The sequence below is a fragment of the Nonomuraea spiralis genome (assembly GCF_014648435.1).
GTDB classification, from domain to species: domain Bacteria; phylum Actinomycetota; class Actinomycetes; order Streptosporangiales; family Streptosporangiaceae; genus Nonomuraea; species Nonomuraea spiralis.
This window is the reverse complement of record NZ_BMRC01000027.1, coordinates 93,813-109,684: the sequence shown is the minus strand read 5'-3', so window position 1 is coordinate 109,684 and position 15,872 is coordinate 93,813. Positions and strand designations below refer to the sequence as shown.

Genomic DNA, 15,872 nt, shown 5'->3' with positions numbered 1-15,872 from the left:
GCCGATGAGCTACCAGCCCCTGGCCTTCCATTCCGGCAGTGAGGGACGCTCGGCGCCGAGCGTGGTGTCCTTGCCGTGGCCGGGGTAGACCCAGGTGTCGTCGGGCAGGCGGTCGAAGATCCGCTCGACCACGTCGGTGTAGAGGCGCTCGAAACGTTCGGGGTCCTTGCGGGTGTTGCCCACGCCGCCGGGGAACAGGGAGTCGCCGGTGAACAGGTGGTGGCCGTCGGGGCCGCCGTCGTAGAGCAGGGCGATCGAACCTGGGGTGTGGCCGCGCAGGTGGATGACCTCCAGGCTGACCGGGCCGAGCGAGATCGTGTCGCCGTGGCCGACCGTGCGGCCGGCCGGGACGGGCAGGGCGGGCGCGTCGAGCGGGTGGGCGATCACCTCGGCGCCCGTGACCCTGGTGACCTGTTCGAGGGCCTGCCAGTGGTCGCCGTGCTGGTGGGTGGTGACGATCGCGCCGAGCGGCTGGTCGCCCACGAGCGCCAGCAGCCGGTCGGCGTCGGCGGCGGCGTCGATCAGCAGCTCGTCGCCGGTCTCGGTGGAACGCAGCAGGTAGGCGTTGTTGTCGTGAGGGCCGACCGCCAGCTTGGAGATGGTCAGGGCGGGCAGCTCGCGCACATCGGCGGGGCCGCCGACCCGGACGTCGCCGGTGTAGGTCATGGATAGTCCTTCGGGGGCATCGCGGGTAGGTCAGCGGGGGCCGGCATCGTCAGCCACGGCGGCGGCTCGGGGAGGAGCGCGCCACCGTCACCAGGCGTCGACGACTGCCCCGCGGGCACCAGGGTAACGCCCCGGCCATCCGACCTTCCCGTCAACCAGGCCAGCATGTCGGCGGGCGCGCCCCGGACGGCGGGGCCCTGACCGAGGTTGCGCCACCTTTGCCCCGGCTCGGCCGTCAGGACGACCTCGCTCACCGTGCCGTGGCCGTACGGCCACGAAAGGCGCAGGTCGTGCAGTTCGCGGCGGACGAACGTCTCCGGCCAGTCGCGGGGGCCGTACCCGGTGGCCAGGTCCACGTGATGCATGCCGACTTCGCGTAGGCGGCGTATCAGGACGTACCAGGCGGGATGCGGGGGCGGCCGCATGCCCTGGACCGTCGCGGACCACGCCTCGTACGGCAGGTCGCGGATCGCGGCGGCCAGGCGGGCCGCGCTGTCCTCCAGGTCGGCCAGGTGCCGCGCGGCCGGCCGGGCCGCGGCGGCCTCGATCTCGGCGCTCCGCGCCTCCGGTGAGGGGTACTGCGGGGTCTCGATCCCCGTCCTGGCCCAGGTCAGCAGGTTGAGATGGGAAGCGGCGTTGCCCGCCACGTGGGCCAGCACATGGCCCCTGGTCCAGCCGGGCAGCAGGGACGGCGCGGCGACGTCGGCGTCGGACAGGGACGCGGCCGTGGCCAGCAGTCGGTCGGTCGCGGCGGCGAGTTCGGCCTGTACAGCGGGCAGAACGGTCATGTCTTGATATTTCCCTATCTAGGGTGTCCGTCGTGTGGGCAGGGCATAAAGCAGCAGGTCAACTGGTTGACTTTCAAAGGGCTCCTGCCGACGCGGGAGATGGCCGTAACCTGTGAGGGACGGTTTTCGGGGGCCGGGAAGCGGGTCGCCGAAAATGTCGGTGCCCCCGTCTACCATCCCCCGTGGACCTATCCGCCTTTCGACCTCCGGGATCGCCGTGGCAGACCGCCTGATCGTGCGTGGTGCACGAGAACACAACCTCAAGGACGTCTCGCTCGACCTGCCGCGAGACTCTCTGATCGTCTTCACCGGCCTGTCCGGCTCTGGCAAGTCGAGCCTGGCCTTCGACACGATCTTCGCTGAGGGGCAGCGGCGCTACGTCGAGTCCTTGTCGGCCTACGCCCGCCAGTTCCTCGGCCAGATGGACAAGCCCGACGTCGACTTCATCGAGGGCCTGTCGCCCGCGGTGTCCATCGACCAGAAGGCCACCAGCAAGAACCCCCGCTCGACCGTCGGCACCATCACCGAGGTCTACGACTACCTGCGGCTGCTGTGGGCGCGCATCGGCAAGCCCCACTGTCCCGCCTGCGGCCGTCCGATCGCGCGGCAGATGCCGCAGCAGATCGTCGACCGCGTGATGGACCTGGAGGAGGGCACCCGTTTCCAGGTGCTCGCCCCCGTCGTCCGCGGCCGCAAGGGCGAGTACGCCGAGCTGTTCCGCGAGCTGCAGACCAAGGGCTTCGCGCGGGCCAGGGTCGACGGCACGGTCGTGCGGCTGGAGGAACCGCCGACGCTGAAGAAGTACGAGAAGCACGACATCGAGGTCATCGTCGACCGCCTGTCGGTCAAGGAGTCCTCGCGGCGCCGGCTCACCGACTCCGTCGAGACCGCGTTGCAGCTGTCCGGCGGCACGATCACGCTGGAGTTCGTCGACCTGCCGGAAGACGACCCGGGCCGTGAGCGCTTCTACTCCGAGCACCTCTACTGCCCCTACGACGACCTGTCGTTCGAGGAGCTGGAGCCGCGCTCGTTCTCCTTCAACTCGCCATTCGGCGCCTGCCCCGAGTGCACCGGCCTCGGCACCAAGATGGAGGTCGACCCCGACCTGGTGGTGCCCGACCCCGAGCGCACGCTCGGCGACGGCGCGCTGCACCCGTGGTCGGGCGGCCACACCAGCGAGTACTTCGTCAGGCTGATCGAGGCGCTCGGCCTGACGGTCGGGTTCACCCTCGACACGCCGTGGGAGCGGCTGCCCAAGAAGGCCCAGAAGTCGCTGCTGTTCGGCCACGAGGAGCAGGTGCACGTCCGCTACAGCAACCGCTACGGCCGCCAGCGCTCCTATTACACGACCTTCGACGGCGTCATCCCCTGGGTGCAGCGCCGGCACGCCGAGGCCGAGAGCGACGCCACGCGCGAGCGCTTCGAGGGCTACATGCGCGAGATCCCGTGCCCGGCCTGCAAGGGCGCCAGGCTCAAGCCGGTCACCCTCGCCGTCACGGTCGACGACCGGTCGATCGCCGAGGTCGCGGCCATGTCCATCGGCGAGTGCGCGAAGTTCCTGGCCGAGCTCAAGCTGTCCGACCGCGACATGCAGATCGCCGAGCGGGTGGTCAAGGAGATCAACGCCCGCATGGGCTTCCTGCTCGACGTCGGCCTCGACTACCTCACCATGGACCGCGCCGCGGCCACCCTCGCCGGCGGCGAGGCGCAGCGCATCCGGCTGGCCACGCAGATCGGCTCGGGCCTGGTCGGCGTCCTCTACGTGCTGGACGAGCCGTCCATCGGGCTGCATCAGCGTGACAACATGCGCCTGCTCGACACGCTGATCAGGCTGCGCGACATGGGCAACACGCTGATCGTCGTCGAGCACGACGAGGACACCATCGCCGCCGCAGACTGGGTGGTCGACATCGGGCCGGGCGCCGGCGAGCACGGTGGCCAGGTCGTCGTGTCCGGCACCGTCCAGGAGCTCCTCGCCAGTGAGGAGTCCATGACGGGCCAGTACCTGTCGGGCCGCCGTAGCATTCCGATCCCGCCCAAGCGCCGCAAGCGCGACAAGAAGCGGCAGATCACCGTCAAGGGCGCGCGCGAGCACAACCTCAAGGGCGTCGACATCGAGTTCCCGCTGGGCATGTTCACCGCGGTGACCGGGGTGTCCGGGTCCGGCAAGTCGACGCTGGTCAACGACATCCTCTACAACGCGCTGGCCAAGGAGCTCAACGGGGCCCGCACGGTGCCGGGGCGCCACTCCCGCATCAACGGCATGGACCAGGTGGACAAGGTCGTCCACGTCGACCAGTCGCCGATCGGGCGTACGCCGCGTTCCAACCCGGCCACGTACACCGGGGTGTTCGACCATGTGCGCAAGCTGTTCGCGCAGACGGCCGAGGCGAAGGTGCGCGGCTACCAGCCGGGGCGCTTCAGCTTCAACGTCAAGGGCGGGCGCTGCGAGGCGTGCGCGGGCGACGGCACCATCAAGATCGAGATGAACTTCCTGCCCGACGTCTACGTCCCCTGCGAGGTCTGCCACGGCGCCCGCTACAACCGGGAGACGCTGGAGGTCCACTACAAGGGCAAGACGATCTCCGAGGTCCTCGACATGCCGATCGAGGAGGCGCTGGGCTTCTTCGAGGCGATCCCGGCGATCAAGCGCCACCTGCAGACGCTCAACGACGTCGGCCTGGGCTACGTACGGCTCGGGCAGCCGGCCACCACGCTGTCCGGCGGCGAGGCCCAGCGCGTCAAGCTCGCCTCCGAGCTGCAGCGCCGCCAGACCGGCCGGACGATCTACGTGCTCGACGAGCCCACCACCGGCCTGCACTTCGAGGACATCCGCCGGCTGCTCGGGGTGCTCGGGCGGCTGGTCGACGGCGGCAACACGGTGATCGTCATCGAGCACAACCTCGACGTCATCAAGACCGCCGACTGGATCATCGACATGGGCCCCGAAGGCGGGTCCCGCGGCGGCACGCTGGTCGCCGCGGGCATCCCCGAGGAGGTGGCTCTGGTCAACGAGAGCCACACCGGGCGTTTCCTGCGGAAGATCCTCTCGCTCTGAGTCACACGGCGGCTAGGGCGCGGCGGCGACGCCTGGCGGCGTCGCCGCGCTCCAGCCACCACTCGGCCAGCAGCAGCGGCAGCACCCAGCCCAGCCAGGCGCTCAGTGCGCCCACGGTCCCGGCCAGCAGTTCCTGGTCGCCGTGGAAGGTCGTGTCGAGCTGCGGGGACAGGGCGATCACGAACACCGCGCCCCACAGACGGTTGGTGATGATGGACATCGTCAGGGCGAAGCTGCGGATCATCCACCTGCGGTGATCGACGAACCTGCGCTGCCTGGCCATCCGCCAGCCCGCCACCGTGCAGCCCAGCCACACCAGGGCCAGCACCACGCCGCTGGCCCTGGTCACCGGGCCGAAGGGCGTGGCCAGGCTGACCACCAGGCCGAGCAGGCCGCCGGGCAGGCAGCCGCCGAAGACGTACACGCGGCCGATGAGACGGTGGGCGCGGGGGTGGCGGGCGCGGAACCACGGCCAGACCTGTAAACAGCAGGAGATCATCGCGATCGAGCCGAAGATCACATGTAAGGAGAGCACCGCGAAGTGCGGTGGGAAGGAGCCGGGGGCCGGCACCCTGGACCTGCTCGGGTCCAGCGACAGGTAGGGCGGCAGGGAGAAGGCGACGAACGCGATCGCCACCACCACGAGCGGAGCCACCCACGGGCGGCGCCACCAGCGCGGCTTGGACGTGTCGGGCGCGGGGGTCTCGGTGAGAGTCATGCGCCCAGGCTCGGACGCCGTGCTGACCGCGGGCATACCACGTGCTGACCGATCGCCGTCCGCTCCTTGACCGGCCCGCCCTCGCGGCGGTCACCCGATGGGCGGACCGAGGGGTGGGGCCAATAAAGTTGAAGCACGGGTAATGGCCTGACCTGCTGGGGGTCGGCGGAGACGCGAAGGGTCGGCTAATTCATGACGATAACGAATCAGGGCGAAGCCATGCCCGAAAACGACAGCGGGCTCGGCCGCCGCGAGATGCTCGGCGTGGCGGGGGTCGCCGCGTGCGGGCTGGCGCTGGCCGGGTGCGGCGCGGGCGACGCCAAGGCGCAGCAGGTGTCGACGATCAAGGGCAAGGTCATCGCCAAGACCGCGGACGTGCCCGTCGGCGGCGGCAAGCTCGTGAACGAGTGGAAGATCGTGGTGACGCAGCCCACGCAGGGCGTCTACAAGGCGTACAGCGCGGTCTGCACGCACAAGGGATGCATGGTCGGCACGCCGAAGGACAACGTCATCACGTGCGCGTGCCACGGCAGCGAGTTCGCCGCCGACAGCGGCAAGGCCACCAAGGGGCCGGCGACCGCGCCGCTGACCGTCTACCAGGTCAAGGTCGAGGGCGACGGCATCGTCGTGGTCTGAGGACGGATCGCTTCTGGGTAATTGTGCGTGGTTCGCGGGATTCGACTCGTTCAGGCTGAACCGGTGCCGGGGCGCCGGCCGTACCTGGAGATGAGACCGAGACCTGGGAGGACGCACCATGACGGAAACGACGCGCCGGACGGTCATGCTCGGCGCCGGAGGCGCCGGGCTCGCGGCGGTTCTGACGGCGTGCGCGAGCTACGGTTCGCCGACGACGGCCGCGAACGAGGCGCCGGCCGCCGAGGAGCCGTCGTCGGAGCCCACGAAGAAGGCGGCGAAGAAGAAGCCCAAGGCGCTGGCCGACACCGGCGACATCCAGGTCGGCGGCGGCAAGGTCTTCAAGGACCAGAAGGTCGTGGTGACGCAGCCGGCGGAGGGGGAGTTCAAGGCGTTCACGGCGGTCTGCACCCACGCGGGCTGCACGGTCGCCGCCGTCTCGAACGGGACCATCAACTGCCCCTGCCACGGCAGCAAGTTCAAGATCGAGGACGGTTCGGTGGCCGACGGGCCCGCCGGCGAGCCGCTCGCCGAGAAGAAGATCACCGTGGCCGATGGCAAGATCAGACTCGCCTAATCCCCATCTCATGAATTTCTCACCTGCCTGCGGTTGGGTGGGACGCATGGGAGATGACCTTCGAAGCCGTAGGGCAGTGATAGCGGGCGTGGGCGCGGGCGGGCTGGCCCTGGCCATCAGCGCCTGCGGCGGGAGCGCCGAGACACCGGCCGCCACGGCCCCCGACGCGGGCGGCCAGTCGAGCGCCCCGCAGTCCGGCAGCCCGCAGTCCAGCGCCCCGCAGGCCGGTGGCGCGCTCGCCAAGACCGCCGACATCCCCGTCGGCGGCGGCACGGTCTTCAAGGACCAGAAGGTCGTGGTGACCCAGCCGACGGCGGGCGAGTTCAAGGCCTTCAGCGCGATCTGCACGCACAAGGGCTGCCCGGTGGGCAGTGTGGCCGACGGCGCGATCGTGTGCCCGTGCCACGGCAGCAAGTTCAACATCGCCGACGGCTCGGTCGCCGACGGACCGGCGGACAAGCCGCTGGCCGCCCAGCAGATCAAGGTGGAGGGCGACCAGATCACGCTCGCGTGACCCGCTCGGCCGGTGTGGTCCCGTCGTGCCGCCGGAAGGCTCGGCGGGCCGGCTTGTCGGTGGGGCCGACTAGTCTTTGACCGTGGCGAGAGCAGCGGGCAGCCCCTTGAGTTTCCGGCCCAGACCAGGTTCGATCCCCGAGTCGCCGGGGGTCTACCGGTTCAGGGACGCGCACGGCCGGGTGATCTACGTCGGCAAGGCCAAGAGCCTGCGGCAGCGGCTCAACTCCTACTTCGCCGACTTCTCCGCGCTGCATCCGCGCACCCAGTCGATGCTGACCACGGCCGCCGACGTCGACTGGACCGTCGTCGGCACCGAGGTCGAGGCGCTGCAGCTCGAATACTCCTGGATCAAGGAGTTCGACCCGCGCTTCAACGTCAAGTACCGCGACGACAAGTCCTACCCCTACCTCGCGGTGACGATGGGGGAGGACTTCCCGCGGGTGCAGGTCCTGCGGGGCGCCAAGCGCAAGGGCACCCGCTACTTCGGCCCCTACTCGCACGCCTGGGCCATCCGCGAGACCGTCGACCTGCTGCTGCGCGTCTTCCCGGTGCGCACGTGCAGCGCCGGGGTGTTCAAGCGGGCCGGGCAGATCGGCCGGCCGTGCCTGCTCGGCTACATCGACAAGTGCTCGGCGCCGTGCGTGGGCCGGGTGACCCCGCAGGAGCACCGCGAGCTGGCCGAAGACTTCTGCGACTTCATGGCGGGCAACACCACCCGTTTCATCAAGCGCATCGAGAAGGACATGCGCGACGCCGCCGGTGAGCAGGAATATGAGCGGGCGGCCCGGCTGCGCGACGACATCCAGGCGCTCCAGCGGGCCCTGGAGAAGCAGGCCGTGGTGCTCGGCGAGGCCACCGACGCCGACGTGATCGCGCTGGCCGAAGACCCGCTGGAGGCCGCCGTCCAGGTCTTCTACGTACGCGGTGGCCGCATCCGGGGGCAGCGGGGCTGGGTGGTCGACAAGGTCGAGGAGAACTCGCCCGGCGAGCTGGTCGAGCAGTTCCTGCTGCAGATGTACGGCGAGGCCGGCCCCGAGTCGATGCCGCGCGAGGTGCTCGTGCCGGCGTTGCCGCCCGACGCCGAGGCGGTGGCCGAGCTGCTGACCGAGCAGCGCGGGGCCCGGGTCGAGGTGCGCGTGCCGCAGCGCGGCGACAAGAAGTCGCTGATGGAGACCGTCGAGCGCAACGCCAAGGAGTCCCTGGCCCAGCACAAGATCCGCCGCGCCGGCGACCTGACCACGCGCAGCAAGGCGCTGCAGGAGATCGCCGACGCGCTCGACCTCGACCAGGCGCCGCTGCGCGTCGAGTGCTACGACGTCTCCCACCTTCAGGGCGAGAACGTCGTGGCGTCCATGGTGGTCTTCGAGGACGGTCTGGCGCGCAAGAGCGAATACCGGCGCTTCGCGGTCCGTACCAAGGAGGGCGACGTCGCCTCGATCTATGAGGTGATCATGCGGCGGTTCCGCCGCTACCTGGAGGAACGTTCGGCCACCGGCGAGCTGGCCGCCGAGGACGACGACGGCCACGGCCCCATCGACCCCGAGACCGGCAGGCCGCGCAAGTTCGCCTACCCGCCCAACCTGGTCGTCGTCGACGGCGCGGGCCCCCAGGCGGCCGCCGCGCAGCGGGCGCTCGACGAGCTCGGCATCGACGACGTGGCGGTGTGCGGCCTGGCCAAGCGGCTGGAGGAGGTGTGGTTGCCCGGAGACGACCAGCCGGTGATCATGCCTCGTTCAAGTGAGGGTCTCTACCTGCTGCAACGCGTGCGCGACGAAGCACACAGGTTCGCCATCACCTACCATCGTTCCAAGAGGTCCAAGACGGTGAAGGAGAGCGCGCTCGACAGCGTGCCGGGCCTCGGGCCGGCGCGCAGGCAGGCGTTGCTCAAGCACTTCGGTTCCGTCAAGAAGCTACGCGAGGCCAGCGCGGCCGAGATCTGCGAGGTGCCCGGCATCGGGCCGTCCATCGCGGAGGTCATCGTGTCGACGCTGAAGGGAGAGACATCGTGAACACCCGCGAGGGAGCGCAGGTGTCGGCGAACGGAGTGAGGCCATGAGCACCGAGCCGGCGTTCGTCATCGTCACCGGCATGTCCGGGGCGGGGCGCAGCACGGCCGCCAAGGCGCTGGAAGACCTGGGCTGGTTCGTCATCGACAACCTGCCGCCGGGGCTGCTGTTCGCGATGGCCGAGGAGGCGGGCAAGGTCAAGCTGGCCGCCGACAAGGTGGCCGCGGTCGTCGACGTGCGCAGCCTGGCCTTCACCACCGACCTCAACGCGGCCATCGAGGAGCTGGAGGGCCGTGGCGTGCGCGTACGGGTCGTCTTCCTCGAGGCCAGCGACGAGGAGCTGGTGCGCAGGTTCGAGAACGTCCGCAGGCCCCACCCGCTGCAGGGCGAGGGCCGCCTGGTCGACGGCATCACCCGCGAGCGCGGCATCCTGCGCGAGGTGCGGGCCAACGCCGACCTGGTGATCGACACCTCGTCCCACAACGTGCACGACCTGCGTAACAAGATCGTCGCCTACTTCGGCGGCGAGGACCGCCCGGGGCTGCGGCTCAACGTCGTCTCGTTCGGGTTCAAGTACGGCCTGCCGGTCGACGCCGACCTCGTCGTCGACTGCCGTTTCCTGCCCAACCCCCACTGGGTGCCCGAGCTGCGGCCGATGAACGGCCTCGACGCGCCGGTCAGCGACTACGTGCTCGGCCAGCCGGGCGCCAAGGAGTTCCTCGACGCCTACGAGGAGGTCCTGCAGGTCGTGGCCAACGGCTACACCCGCGAGGGCAAGAGCTACGCGACCCTGGCGGTGGGCTGCACGGGCGGCAAGCACCGCAGTGTGGCCATGGCCGAGCAGGTCGCCGCCCGCCTGCGCGACCGCGGCATGGAGGTCCAGGTGAGTCACCGGGATGTGGGGCGGGAGTGACCCATGAACGTATGGAGGCGGCCCTTCCCCACCCGCTGAACGGCCCCCGTGTGGTGGCCCTGGGCGGCGGCCACGGCCTGTACGCCTCGCTGTCGGCCTTACGGGTCGTCACCGACCGGCTGACGGCCGTGGTGACCGTGGCCGACGACGGCGGCTCCAGCGGCCGGCTGCGCCGCGAGCTCGGCGTGCTGCCGCCCGGCGACCTGCGGATGGCCCTGGCCGCGCTGTGTGGCGACGACGAGTGGGGCATCACCTGGAGCGAGGTCGTCCAGCACCGTTTCCGCAGTGAGGGCGACCTGCACGGCCACGCCGTGGGCAACCTGCTCATCGTGGCGCTGTGGGAGCTGCTCGGCGACCCGGTGGCCGGGCTCGACTGGGTCGGCCGGCTGCTCGGCGCGCACGGCAGGGTGTTGCCGATGGCCTCGGTCCCGCTCGACATCGTGGCCGAGGTGGAGCTCGACGGCGTCACCTCGACCGTGCGCGGGCAGGTCGCCTGCGCGCTGACCCCCGGCCGGGTGCAGGCCATCTCCCTGGTCCCCGAAGACCCGCCCGCGCGGCCCGAGGCGGTCGCGGCGGTGCAGGAGGCCGACTGGCTCGTGTTCGGGCCGGGTTCGTGGTTCACCAGCGTGCTGCCACATCTGAAGGTGCCCGAGCTGGCCCGCGCGCTGCACGAGAGCAGGGCCCGGCGGCTCGTCACGCTCAACCTGGCCCCCCAGCCCGGCGAGACCGACGACTTCTCCCCCCAGCAACACCTGGAGGTGCTCCGCCAGCACGCCCCCGACCTGGCCTTCGACGTCGTGCTCGCCGACACCGGCGTGGTCGACGACCTCGACGCCCTGGACAAGGCCGCGGCCGCCCTCGGCGCCCGGCTCGTCCTGGCCGACGTGGCCGCGGCCGACGGCTCGCCCCGGCATGACCCACGACGTCTTGCCTCCGTCCTGGACGAGATTTTCCTCCAGAAGCGTTGATCCTGGTCGGCGTGGCGCGAAGGTGCGAGAGACTGGCGAGAGCCGGTCTGAATGGGGGAAGGACTAACGCTTATGGCGATGACAGGTGTGGTGAAGGACGAACTGAGCCGCCTGCCGGTGCTGAAGCCGTGCTGCCGCAAGGCGGAGGTTTCCACGCTGCTGCGGTTCGCCAGCGGCCTGCACCTGGTGGGCGGGCGCATCGTGATCGAGGCCGAGCTCGACACCAACGCCACCGCGCGGCGGCTGATCAAGGACATCGGCGAGGTGTTCGGGCACAAGGCCGAGGTGCTCGTGCTGGCGCCGGCCGGGCTGCGCAAGGGCTCGCGCTACGTGGTGCGCGTCTACCGCGACGGTGAGGCGCTGGCCCGGCAGACGGGCCTGATCGACAATCACGGGCGTCCGGTGCGCGGCCTGCCCCGGCAGGTGGTGGCGGGCGCCGCCTGCGACGCGGAGGCGGCCTGGCGCGGCGCCTTCCTGGCGCACGGCTCGCTGACCGAGCCGGGGCGTTCGATGTCCCTGGAGGTCACCTGCCCGGGGCCCGAGGCGGCGCTCGCGCTGGTGGGCTCGGCGCGGCGGCTGAAGATCCACGCCAAGGCCAGGGAGGTGCGCGGCGTCGACCGGGTCGTGGTCCGCGACGGCGACGCGATCAGCGCGCTGCTCACCCGGCTGGGCGCGCACGACAGCGTGCTGGCCTGGGAGGAGCGCCGGATGCGGCGCGAGGTGCGGGCGACCGCCAACCGGCTGGCCAACTTCGACGACGCCAACCTGCGGCGCTCGGCCCGAGCGGCCGTCGCGGCGGGCGCGCGGGTGCAGCGGGCGCTGGAGATCCTCGGCGAGGAGGCGCCGGACCACCTGGTGGTCGCCGGACGGCTGCGGGTGGAGCACAAGCAGGCGTCGCTGGAGGAGCTGGGGCAGATCGCCGACCCGCCGCTGACGAAGGACGCCATCGCCGGGCGCATCAGGCGGCTGCTGGCGATGGCCGACAAGCGCGCCTCCGACCTGGGCATCCCCAACACCGAGGCCAACCTCACCGTCGACATGCTGGCCCCGTAGCCGCCCTGCCGCCGTGCGGGCGCGCGCGACGCCGTTCCGGGACTCCCCCATCCCGTACGGCTGCGCACGCGCCCCTCGCGGCGGTCAGTCCTTGGCGGGCTTGCGCGGTGTGAACAGGTCGCCGCCACCCGCCTGCTGGGCCGGCGCCTGCGCGGGCTCGAACGGCGCCCGGTACTCCTGCTCGGGCTCGTCCGCCGTCTCCGCGGCCGGTTCGGCCCGGTCGGCCCGGCGTACACGCAGGACGCGCAGCGTGACCAGCAGGAGCGTGGCCACGGCCGCCACCGCGATGTACAACCACATCTGCCACGTCTGCGCCAGTGGCTCGCGGTAGACCGCCAGGGCGTGGGGAAGTCCCTCGCCGGCGTTGGCGGCCGTGATGTCACCGAACCGGGGGGAGGAGTGCGTGCCGGACGCGGGTGCGCGCCGGGCGGCGCCGATCATGATGGAAGCGCCCGAGATCTGGCCCCCGGCCACGGCGGCGGCCGCGTACAGGGCGGCCACCACCGGCAGCGCCCGGTTGCGTGGCCTGGCCGCGCCCACGGCCAGGGCGACCAGCAGCGCGATCAGGAGCGACAGCGTGACCGACAGCGCGTGGCCGTTGCCCAGCGTGGCCACGGCCCTCGGCAGCCGGTCCTGGAAGAGCACCGCGAACCCCAGCCCCGCCGCGCACACCAGCATGGCGACCAGCCCCGCGATCAGTCCAGGAAGCAGGCCGGACCGCTTATGTGACATCTCAGCCCCCAGAGAATGCACGAATTTACTCCGACGAGTCGGGCACTTTACTCGAAGCTCGCAAATTACGCCGCCCGAACGGGGATACGCAGGGCGGCACCTGCAGTGGTCTAAACCAATTTGGGTCCGATAGTGTTCGTGGTTGAGATTCAACCGCCATCTGTTCGAGGAGATCGGTTTCCGTGAGCATCCGCGTAGGCGTCAACGGCTTCGGCCGCATCGGTCGCAACTTCTGGCGTGCGGTCGCCGCCAGCGGCAAGGACATCGAGATCGTCGCGGTCAACGACCTGACCGACAACGCGACGCTCGCCCACCTGCTGAAGTACGACAGCATCCTGGGCCGCCTGCCGTACGAGGTGAAGTCCTCCAGCGACGAGATCACCGTCGACGGCAAGGCGATCAAGGTGTTCGCGGAGCGCGACCCGGCCAAGCTGCCCTGGGGCGACCTCGGCGTCGACGTCGTGGTGGAGTCGACCGGCCTGTTCACCGACGCCAACAAGGCCAGGGTGCACGCCGAGAACGGCGCCAAGAAGGTCATCATCTCCGCGCCCGCCAAGAACGAGGACGTCACGGTCGTGATGGGCGTCAACGACGGCGACTACGACCCGGCCAGCCACACGATCATCTCCAACGCGTCCTGCACCACCAACTGCCTGGCCCCGATGGCGAAGGTCATCCACGACACCTTCACCATCGAGAAGGGTCTGATGACCACGATCCACGCCTACACCCAGGACCAGAACCTCCAGGACGGCCCGCACAAGGACCTGCGCCGCGCCCGCGCCGCCGCCCTCAACGTGGTGCCCACCTCCACCGGCGCCGCCAAGGCCATCGGCCTGGTCCTGCCCGAGCTCAAGGGCAAGCTCGACGGCTTCGCCATGCGCGTGCCGATCCCCACCGGCTCGGCCACCGACCTCACCGTCGACGTCAGCCGCGAGGTCACCGTCGAGGAGGTCAACGCCGCGGTCAAGGCCGCCGCCGAGGGCCCGCTCAAGGGCATCCTCAGCTACACCGAGGACGAGATCGTCTCCTCCGACATCGTCACCGACCCCCACTCCTGCATCTTCGACGCCGGCCTCACCAAGGTCATCGGCAACCAGGTCAAGGTCGTCGGCTGGTACGACAACGAGTGGGGCTACTCCAACCGCCTCGCCGACCTGATCGAGCTGGTCGGCCGCGGCCTGTGAGCGTGGTCAGGGCCGAGGCTGGAACAGGAGCATGAGCATGCGCACGCTCGACGATCTCGACGTCAAGGGGCGGCGCGTGCTCGTGCGCGCCGACCTCAACGTCCCGCTCGACGGGGAGACGATCACCGACGACGGCCGCATCCGCGCGTCGGTGCCGACGATCCAGGCGCTGGCCGGACGTGGCGCCAAGGTCGTCGTCTGCGCCCACCTGGGCAGGCCCAAGGGCCAGGTCAACCCGAAGTACTCGCTCCGGCCGGTGGCCGCCCGCCTGGGCGAGCTGCTCGGCCAGGACGTCGCCTTCGCCGCCGACGTGGTCGGCGACAGCGCGCGCGAGACGGTCGAGGCCCTCCAGGAGGGCCAGGTCGCCCTGCTGGAGAACCTGCGCTACGAGCCGGGCGAGGAGTCCAAGGACGACGCCGCCCGCGGCGCGTTCGCCGAGAAGCTGGCCGCGCTGGCCGAGCTCTACGTCGGCGACGGGTTCGGCGCGGTGCACCGCAAGCACGCCAGCGTCTACGACGTGCCCAAGCTGCTGCCGCACGCGGCCGGCGGGCTGATCGTGGCCGAGGTCGAGGTGCTGCGCAGGCTGACCGAGGACACCGAGCGTCCCTACGTGGTCGTCCTCGGCGGGGCGAAGGTCTCCGACAAGCTCGGCGTCATCGCCAACCTGCTGACCAAGGTCGACCGGTTGCTGATCGGCGGCGGCATGGCCTACACCTTCCTCAAGGCCCAGGGCCACGAGGTGGGCCGCTCGCTGCTCCAGGAGGACCAGCTCGACCAGGTGCGCGGCTTCCTCGACGAGGCCGGCAGGCGGGGCGTCGACCTCGTGCTGCCGGTCGACGTGCTGGCGGCCACCGGTTTCGCGGCCGACGCCGAGCACGACGTGGTCGAGGCCACGGCGATCCCGGCCGACCGCGAGGGGCTCGACATCGGGCCGAAGACGCGCGAGCTGTTCGCGAGCAAGCTGGCCGACGCCAAGACCGTCTTCTGGAACGGGCCGATGGGCGTGTTCGAGTTCGACGCGTTCTCCGGCGGCACCCGTGCGGTGGCCGAGGCGCTGATCGGCTCCGGCGCCTTCACGGTGGTCGGCGGCGGCGACTCCGCGGCCGCCGTGCGCAGGCTGGGCCTGCCCGAGGACGGCTTCTCGCACATCTCCACCGGCGGCGGCGCCAGCCTGGAATACCTTGAAGGCAAGACCCTGCCCGGACTCGCGGCTCTGGAGGACTGAGATGGCCCAGCGCAAGCCGCTCATGGCCGGCAACTGGAAGATGAACCTCAACCACCTTGAGGCCATCGCCCTGGTCCAGAAGCTGGCCTTCGCGCTCAGCGACAAGGACTTCGACCGGACCGACGTCGCGGTGCTGCCGCCCTTCACCGACCTGCGCAGCGTGCAGACGCTGGTCGACGGTGACAAGCTGCGCATCGTCTACGGGGCCCAGGACCTGTCCCAGTACGACGGCGGCGCCTACACCGGCGAGGTGTCGGGCGTCATGCTGGCCAAGCTCGGCTGCACGTACGTGGTCATCGGCCACTCCGAGCGGCGCCAGTACCACGGTGAGGACGACGACCTCGTCAACGCCAAGGTGCAGGCGGCCTACCGGCACTCGCTCACCCCCATCCTGTGCGTGGGCGAGGGGCTGGCCGTACGCCAAGAGGGCGGCCACATCGCGCACAGTCTCGGCCAACTCGACGGCGCCCTGCGCAAAATCAGCGCCGAGCAGGCAAAATCGATAGTGGTGGCCTACGAGCCCGTGTGGGCGATCGGCACGGGCGAGGTGGCCACCCCGGAGGACGCCCAGGAGGTCTGCGGAGCGTTGCGGGTCAGACTCGCGGAGCTCTACGACCCCGAAGTGGCCTCCGCGGTCCGTATCCTTTACGGTGGCTCGGTCAAGTCCGGCAATATCGCGGGGATCATGGCTCAACCCGATGTCGACGGCGCGCTCGTGGGCGGTGCCAGCATCGATGCCGGGGAGTTCGCCAAGATCTGCCGATTCTCCGAATTGCCTGGCTAACTGAGTCGTTCTGAGGGTGCGACTTGACAACAGGCCGTACCCTCAAGA

Annotated in this window: 15 protein-coding genes; 11 read left to right on the top strand and 4 right to left on the bottom strand. The window is 70.5% G+C overall.

Annotation, left to right across the window (positions count from 1 at the left end):
* Positions 1-9: 9 nt before the first annotated feature.
* Together IEZ27_RS42400 and IEZ27_RS42395 are read right to left on the bottom strand one after the other, a co-directional pair.
* Entirely contained in the window at positions 10-666 is a 657-nt protein-coding gene (locus tag IEZ27_RS42400; RefSeq protein ID WP_189652426.1) for an MBL fold metallo-hydrolase, read from the bottom strand.
* Positions 663-1,454 (bottom strand): maleylpyruvate isomerase family mycothiol-dependent enzyme, encoded by a 792-nt coding sequence (locus tag IEZ27_RS42395; RefSeq protein ID WP_189652425.1) that lies wholly within the window; start codon positions 1,452-1,454, stop codon positions 663-665. Before IEZ27_RS42395 ends, IEZ27_RS42400 begins: the two co-directional genes overlap by 4 nt.
* Positions 1,455-1,671: 217 nt before the next feature.
* Between IEZ27_RS42395 and uvrA the strand changes: the two genes are divergently transcribed.
* Positions 1,672-4,512 (top strand): excinuclease ABC subunit UvrA, encoded by a 2,841-nt coding sequence (gene uvrA, locus IEZ27_RS42390; protein WP_125642126.1) that lies wholly within the window; start codon positions 1,672-1,674, stop codon positions 4,510-4,512.
* A gap of 1 nt (position 4,513) precedes the next feature.
* Here the strand turns inward: uvrA and IEZ27_RS42385 are convergent, their stop codons facing one another.
* Positions 4,514-5,230 (bottom strand): DUF2306 domain-containing protein, encoded by a 717-nt coding sequence (locus IEZ27_RS42385; protein WP_189652424.1) that lies wholly within the window; start codon positions 5,228-5,230, stop codon positions 4,514-4,516.
* A gap of 219 nt (positions 5,231-5,449) precedes the next feature.
* Between IEZ27_RS42385 and IEZ27_RS42380 the strand changes: the two genes are divergently transcribed.
* The 7 genes from IEZ27_RS42380 (at position 5,450) to whiA (ending at position 11,896) form a co-directional block, all read left to right on the top strand.
* On the top strand, positions 5,450-5,866 hold the full coding sequence (locus IEZ27_RS42380) for a Rieske (2Fe-2S) protein (RefSeq protein WP_229824825.1): 417 nt from the start codon (positions 5,450-5,452) through the stop codon (positions 5,864-5,866).
* Between the two features lie 118 nt (positions 5,867-5,984).
* Positions 5,985-6,440 (top strand): Rieske (2Fe-2S) protein, encoded by a 456-nt coding sequence (locus tag IEZ27_RS42375; RefSeq protein WP_189652423.1) that lies wholly within the window; start codon positions 5,985-5,987, stop codon positions 6,438-6,440.
* Between the two features lie 88 nt (positions 6,441-6,528).
* On the top strand, positions 6,529-6,954 hold the full coding sequence (locus tag IEZ27_RS42370; RefSeq protein WP_308427345.1) for a Rieske (2Fe-2S) protein: 426 nt from the start codon (positions 6,529-6,531) through the stop codon (positions 6,952-6,954).
* An 82-nt stretch (positions 6,955-7,036) separates the two neighbouring features.
* The gene (uvrC, locus tag IEZ27_RS42365; protein ID WP_379478637.1) at positions 7,037-8,965 is read left to right on the top strand and encodes an excinuclease ABC subunit UvrC; all 1,929 of its coding nucleotides are present in this window, start codon (positions 7,037-7,039) and stop codon (positions 8,963-8,965) included.
* Positions 8,966-9,008: 43 nt separating this feature from the next.
* A complete protein-coding gene (rapZ, locus tag IEZ27_RS42360) occupies positions 9,009-9,875 on the top strand; it encodes an RNase adapter RapZ (RefSeq protein ID WP_189652421.1) in 867 nt (288 codons plus the stop codon).
* An 11-nt stretch (positions 9,876-9,886) separates the two neighbouring features.
* A complete protein-coding gene (locus tag IEZ27_RS42355; protein WP_189652446.1) occupies positions 9,887-10,843 on the top strand; it encodes a gluconeogenesis factor YvcK family protein in 957 nt (318 codons plus the stop codon).
* A 72-nt stretch (positions 10,844-10,915) separates the two neighbouring features.
* On the top strand, positions 10,916-11,896 hold the full coding sequence (gene whiA / locus IEZ27_RS42350) for a DNA-binding protein WhiA (RefSeq protein ID WP_138714326.1): 981 nt from the start codon (positions 10,916-10,918) through the stop codon (positions 11,894-11,896).
* A gap of 84 nt (positions 11,897-11,980) precedes the next feature.
* Here the strand turns inward: whiA and IEZ27_RS42345 are convergent, their stop codons facing one another.
* On the bottom strand, positions 11,981-12,628 hold the full coding sequence (locus tag IEZ27_RS42345) for a hypothetical protein (RefSeq protein WP_189652420.1): 648 nt from the start codon (positions 12,626-12,628) through the stop codon (positions 11,981-11,983).
* Positions 12,629-12,810: 182 nt separating this feature from the next.
* On the opposite strand from IEZ27_RS42345, the gene gap reads away from it, so the two are divergent.
* From gap to tpiA, 3 genes are read left to right on the top strand one after another with little or no spacing between them, the layout of a single operon-like run.
* The gene (gene gap / locus IEZ27_RS42340) at positions 12,811-13,815 is read left to right on the top strand and encodes a type I glyceraldehyde-3-phosphate dehydrogenase (protein ID WP_189652419.1); all 1,005 of its coding nucleotides are present in this window, start codon (positions 12,811-12,813) and stop codon (positions 13,813-13,815) included.
* A 37-nt stretch (positions 13,816-13,852) separates the two neighbouring features.
* Positions 13,853-15,040 carry a phosphoglycerate kinase gene (locus IEZ27_RS42335; RefSeq protein ID WP_308427344.1) on the top strand — a complete coding sequence of 396 codons (1,188 nt, stop codon included), beginning with the start codon at positions 13,853-13,855 and terminating at the stop codon, positions 15,038-15,040.
* A gap of 1 nt (position 15,041) precedes the next feature.
* Positions 15,042-15,824, top strand: a complete 783-nt coding sequence (tpiA, locus tag IEZ27_RS42330) for a triose-phosphate isomerase (RefSeq protein ID WP_125642155.1) — start codon at positions 15,042-15,044, stop codon at positions 15,822-15,824.
* The last annotated feature ends 48 nt before the right edge of the window (positions 15,825-15,872 follow it).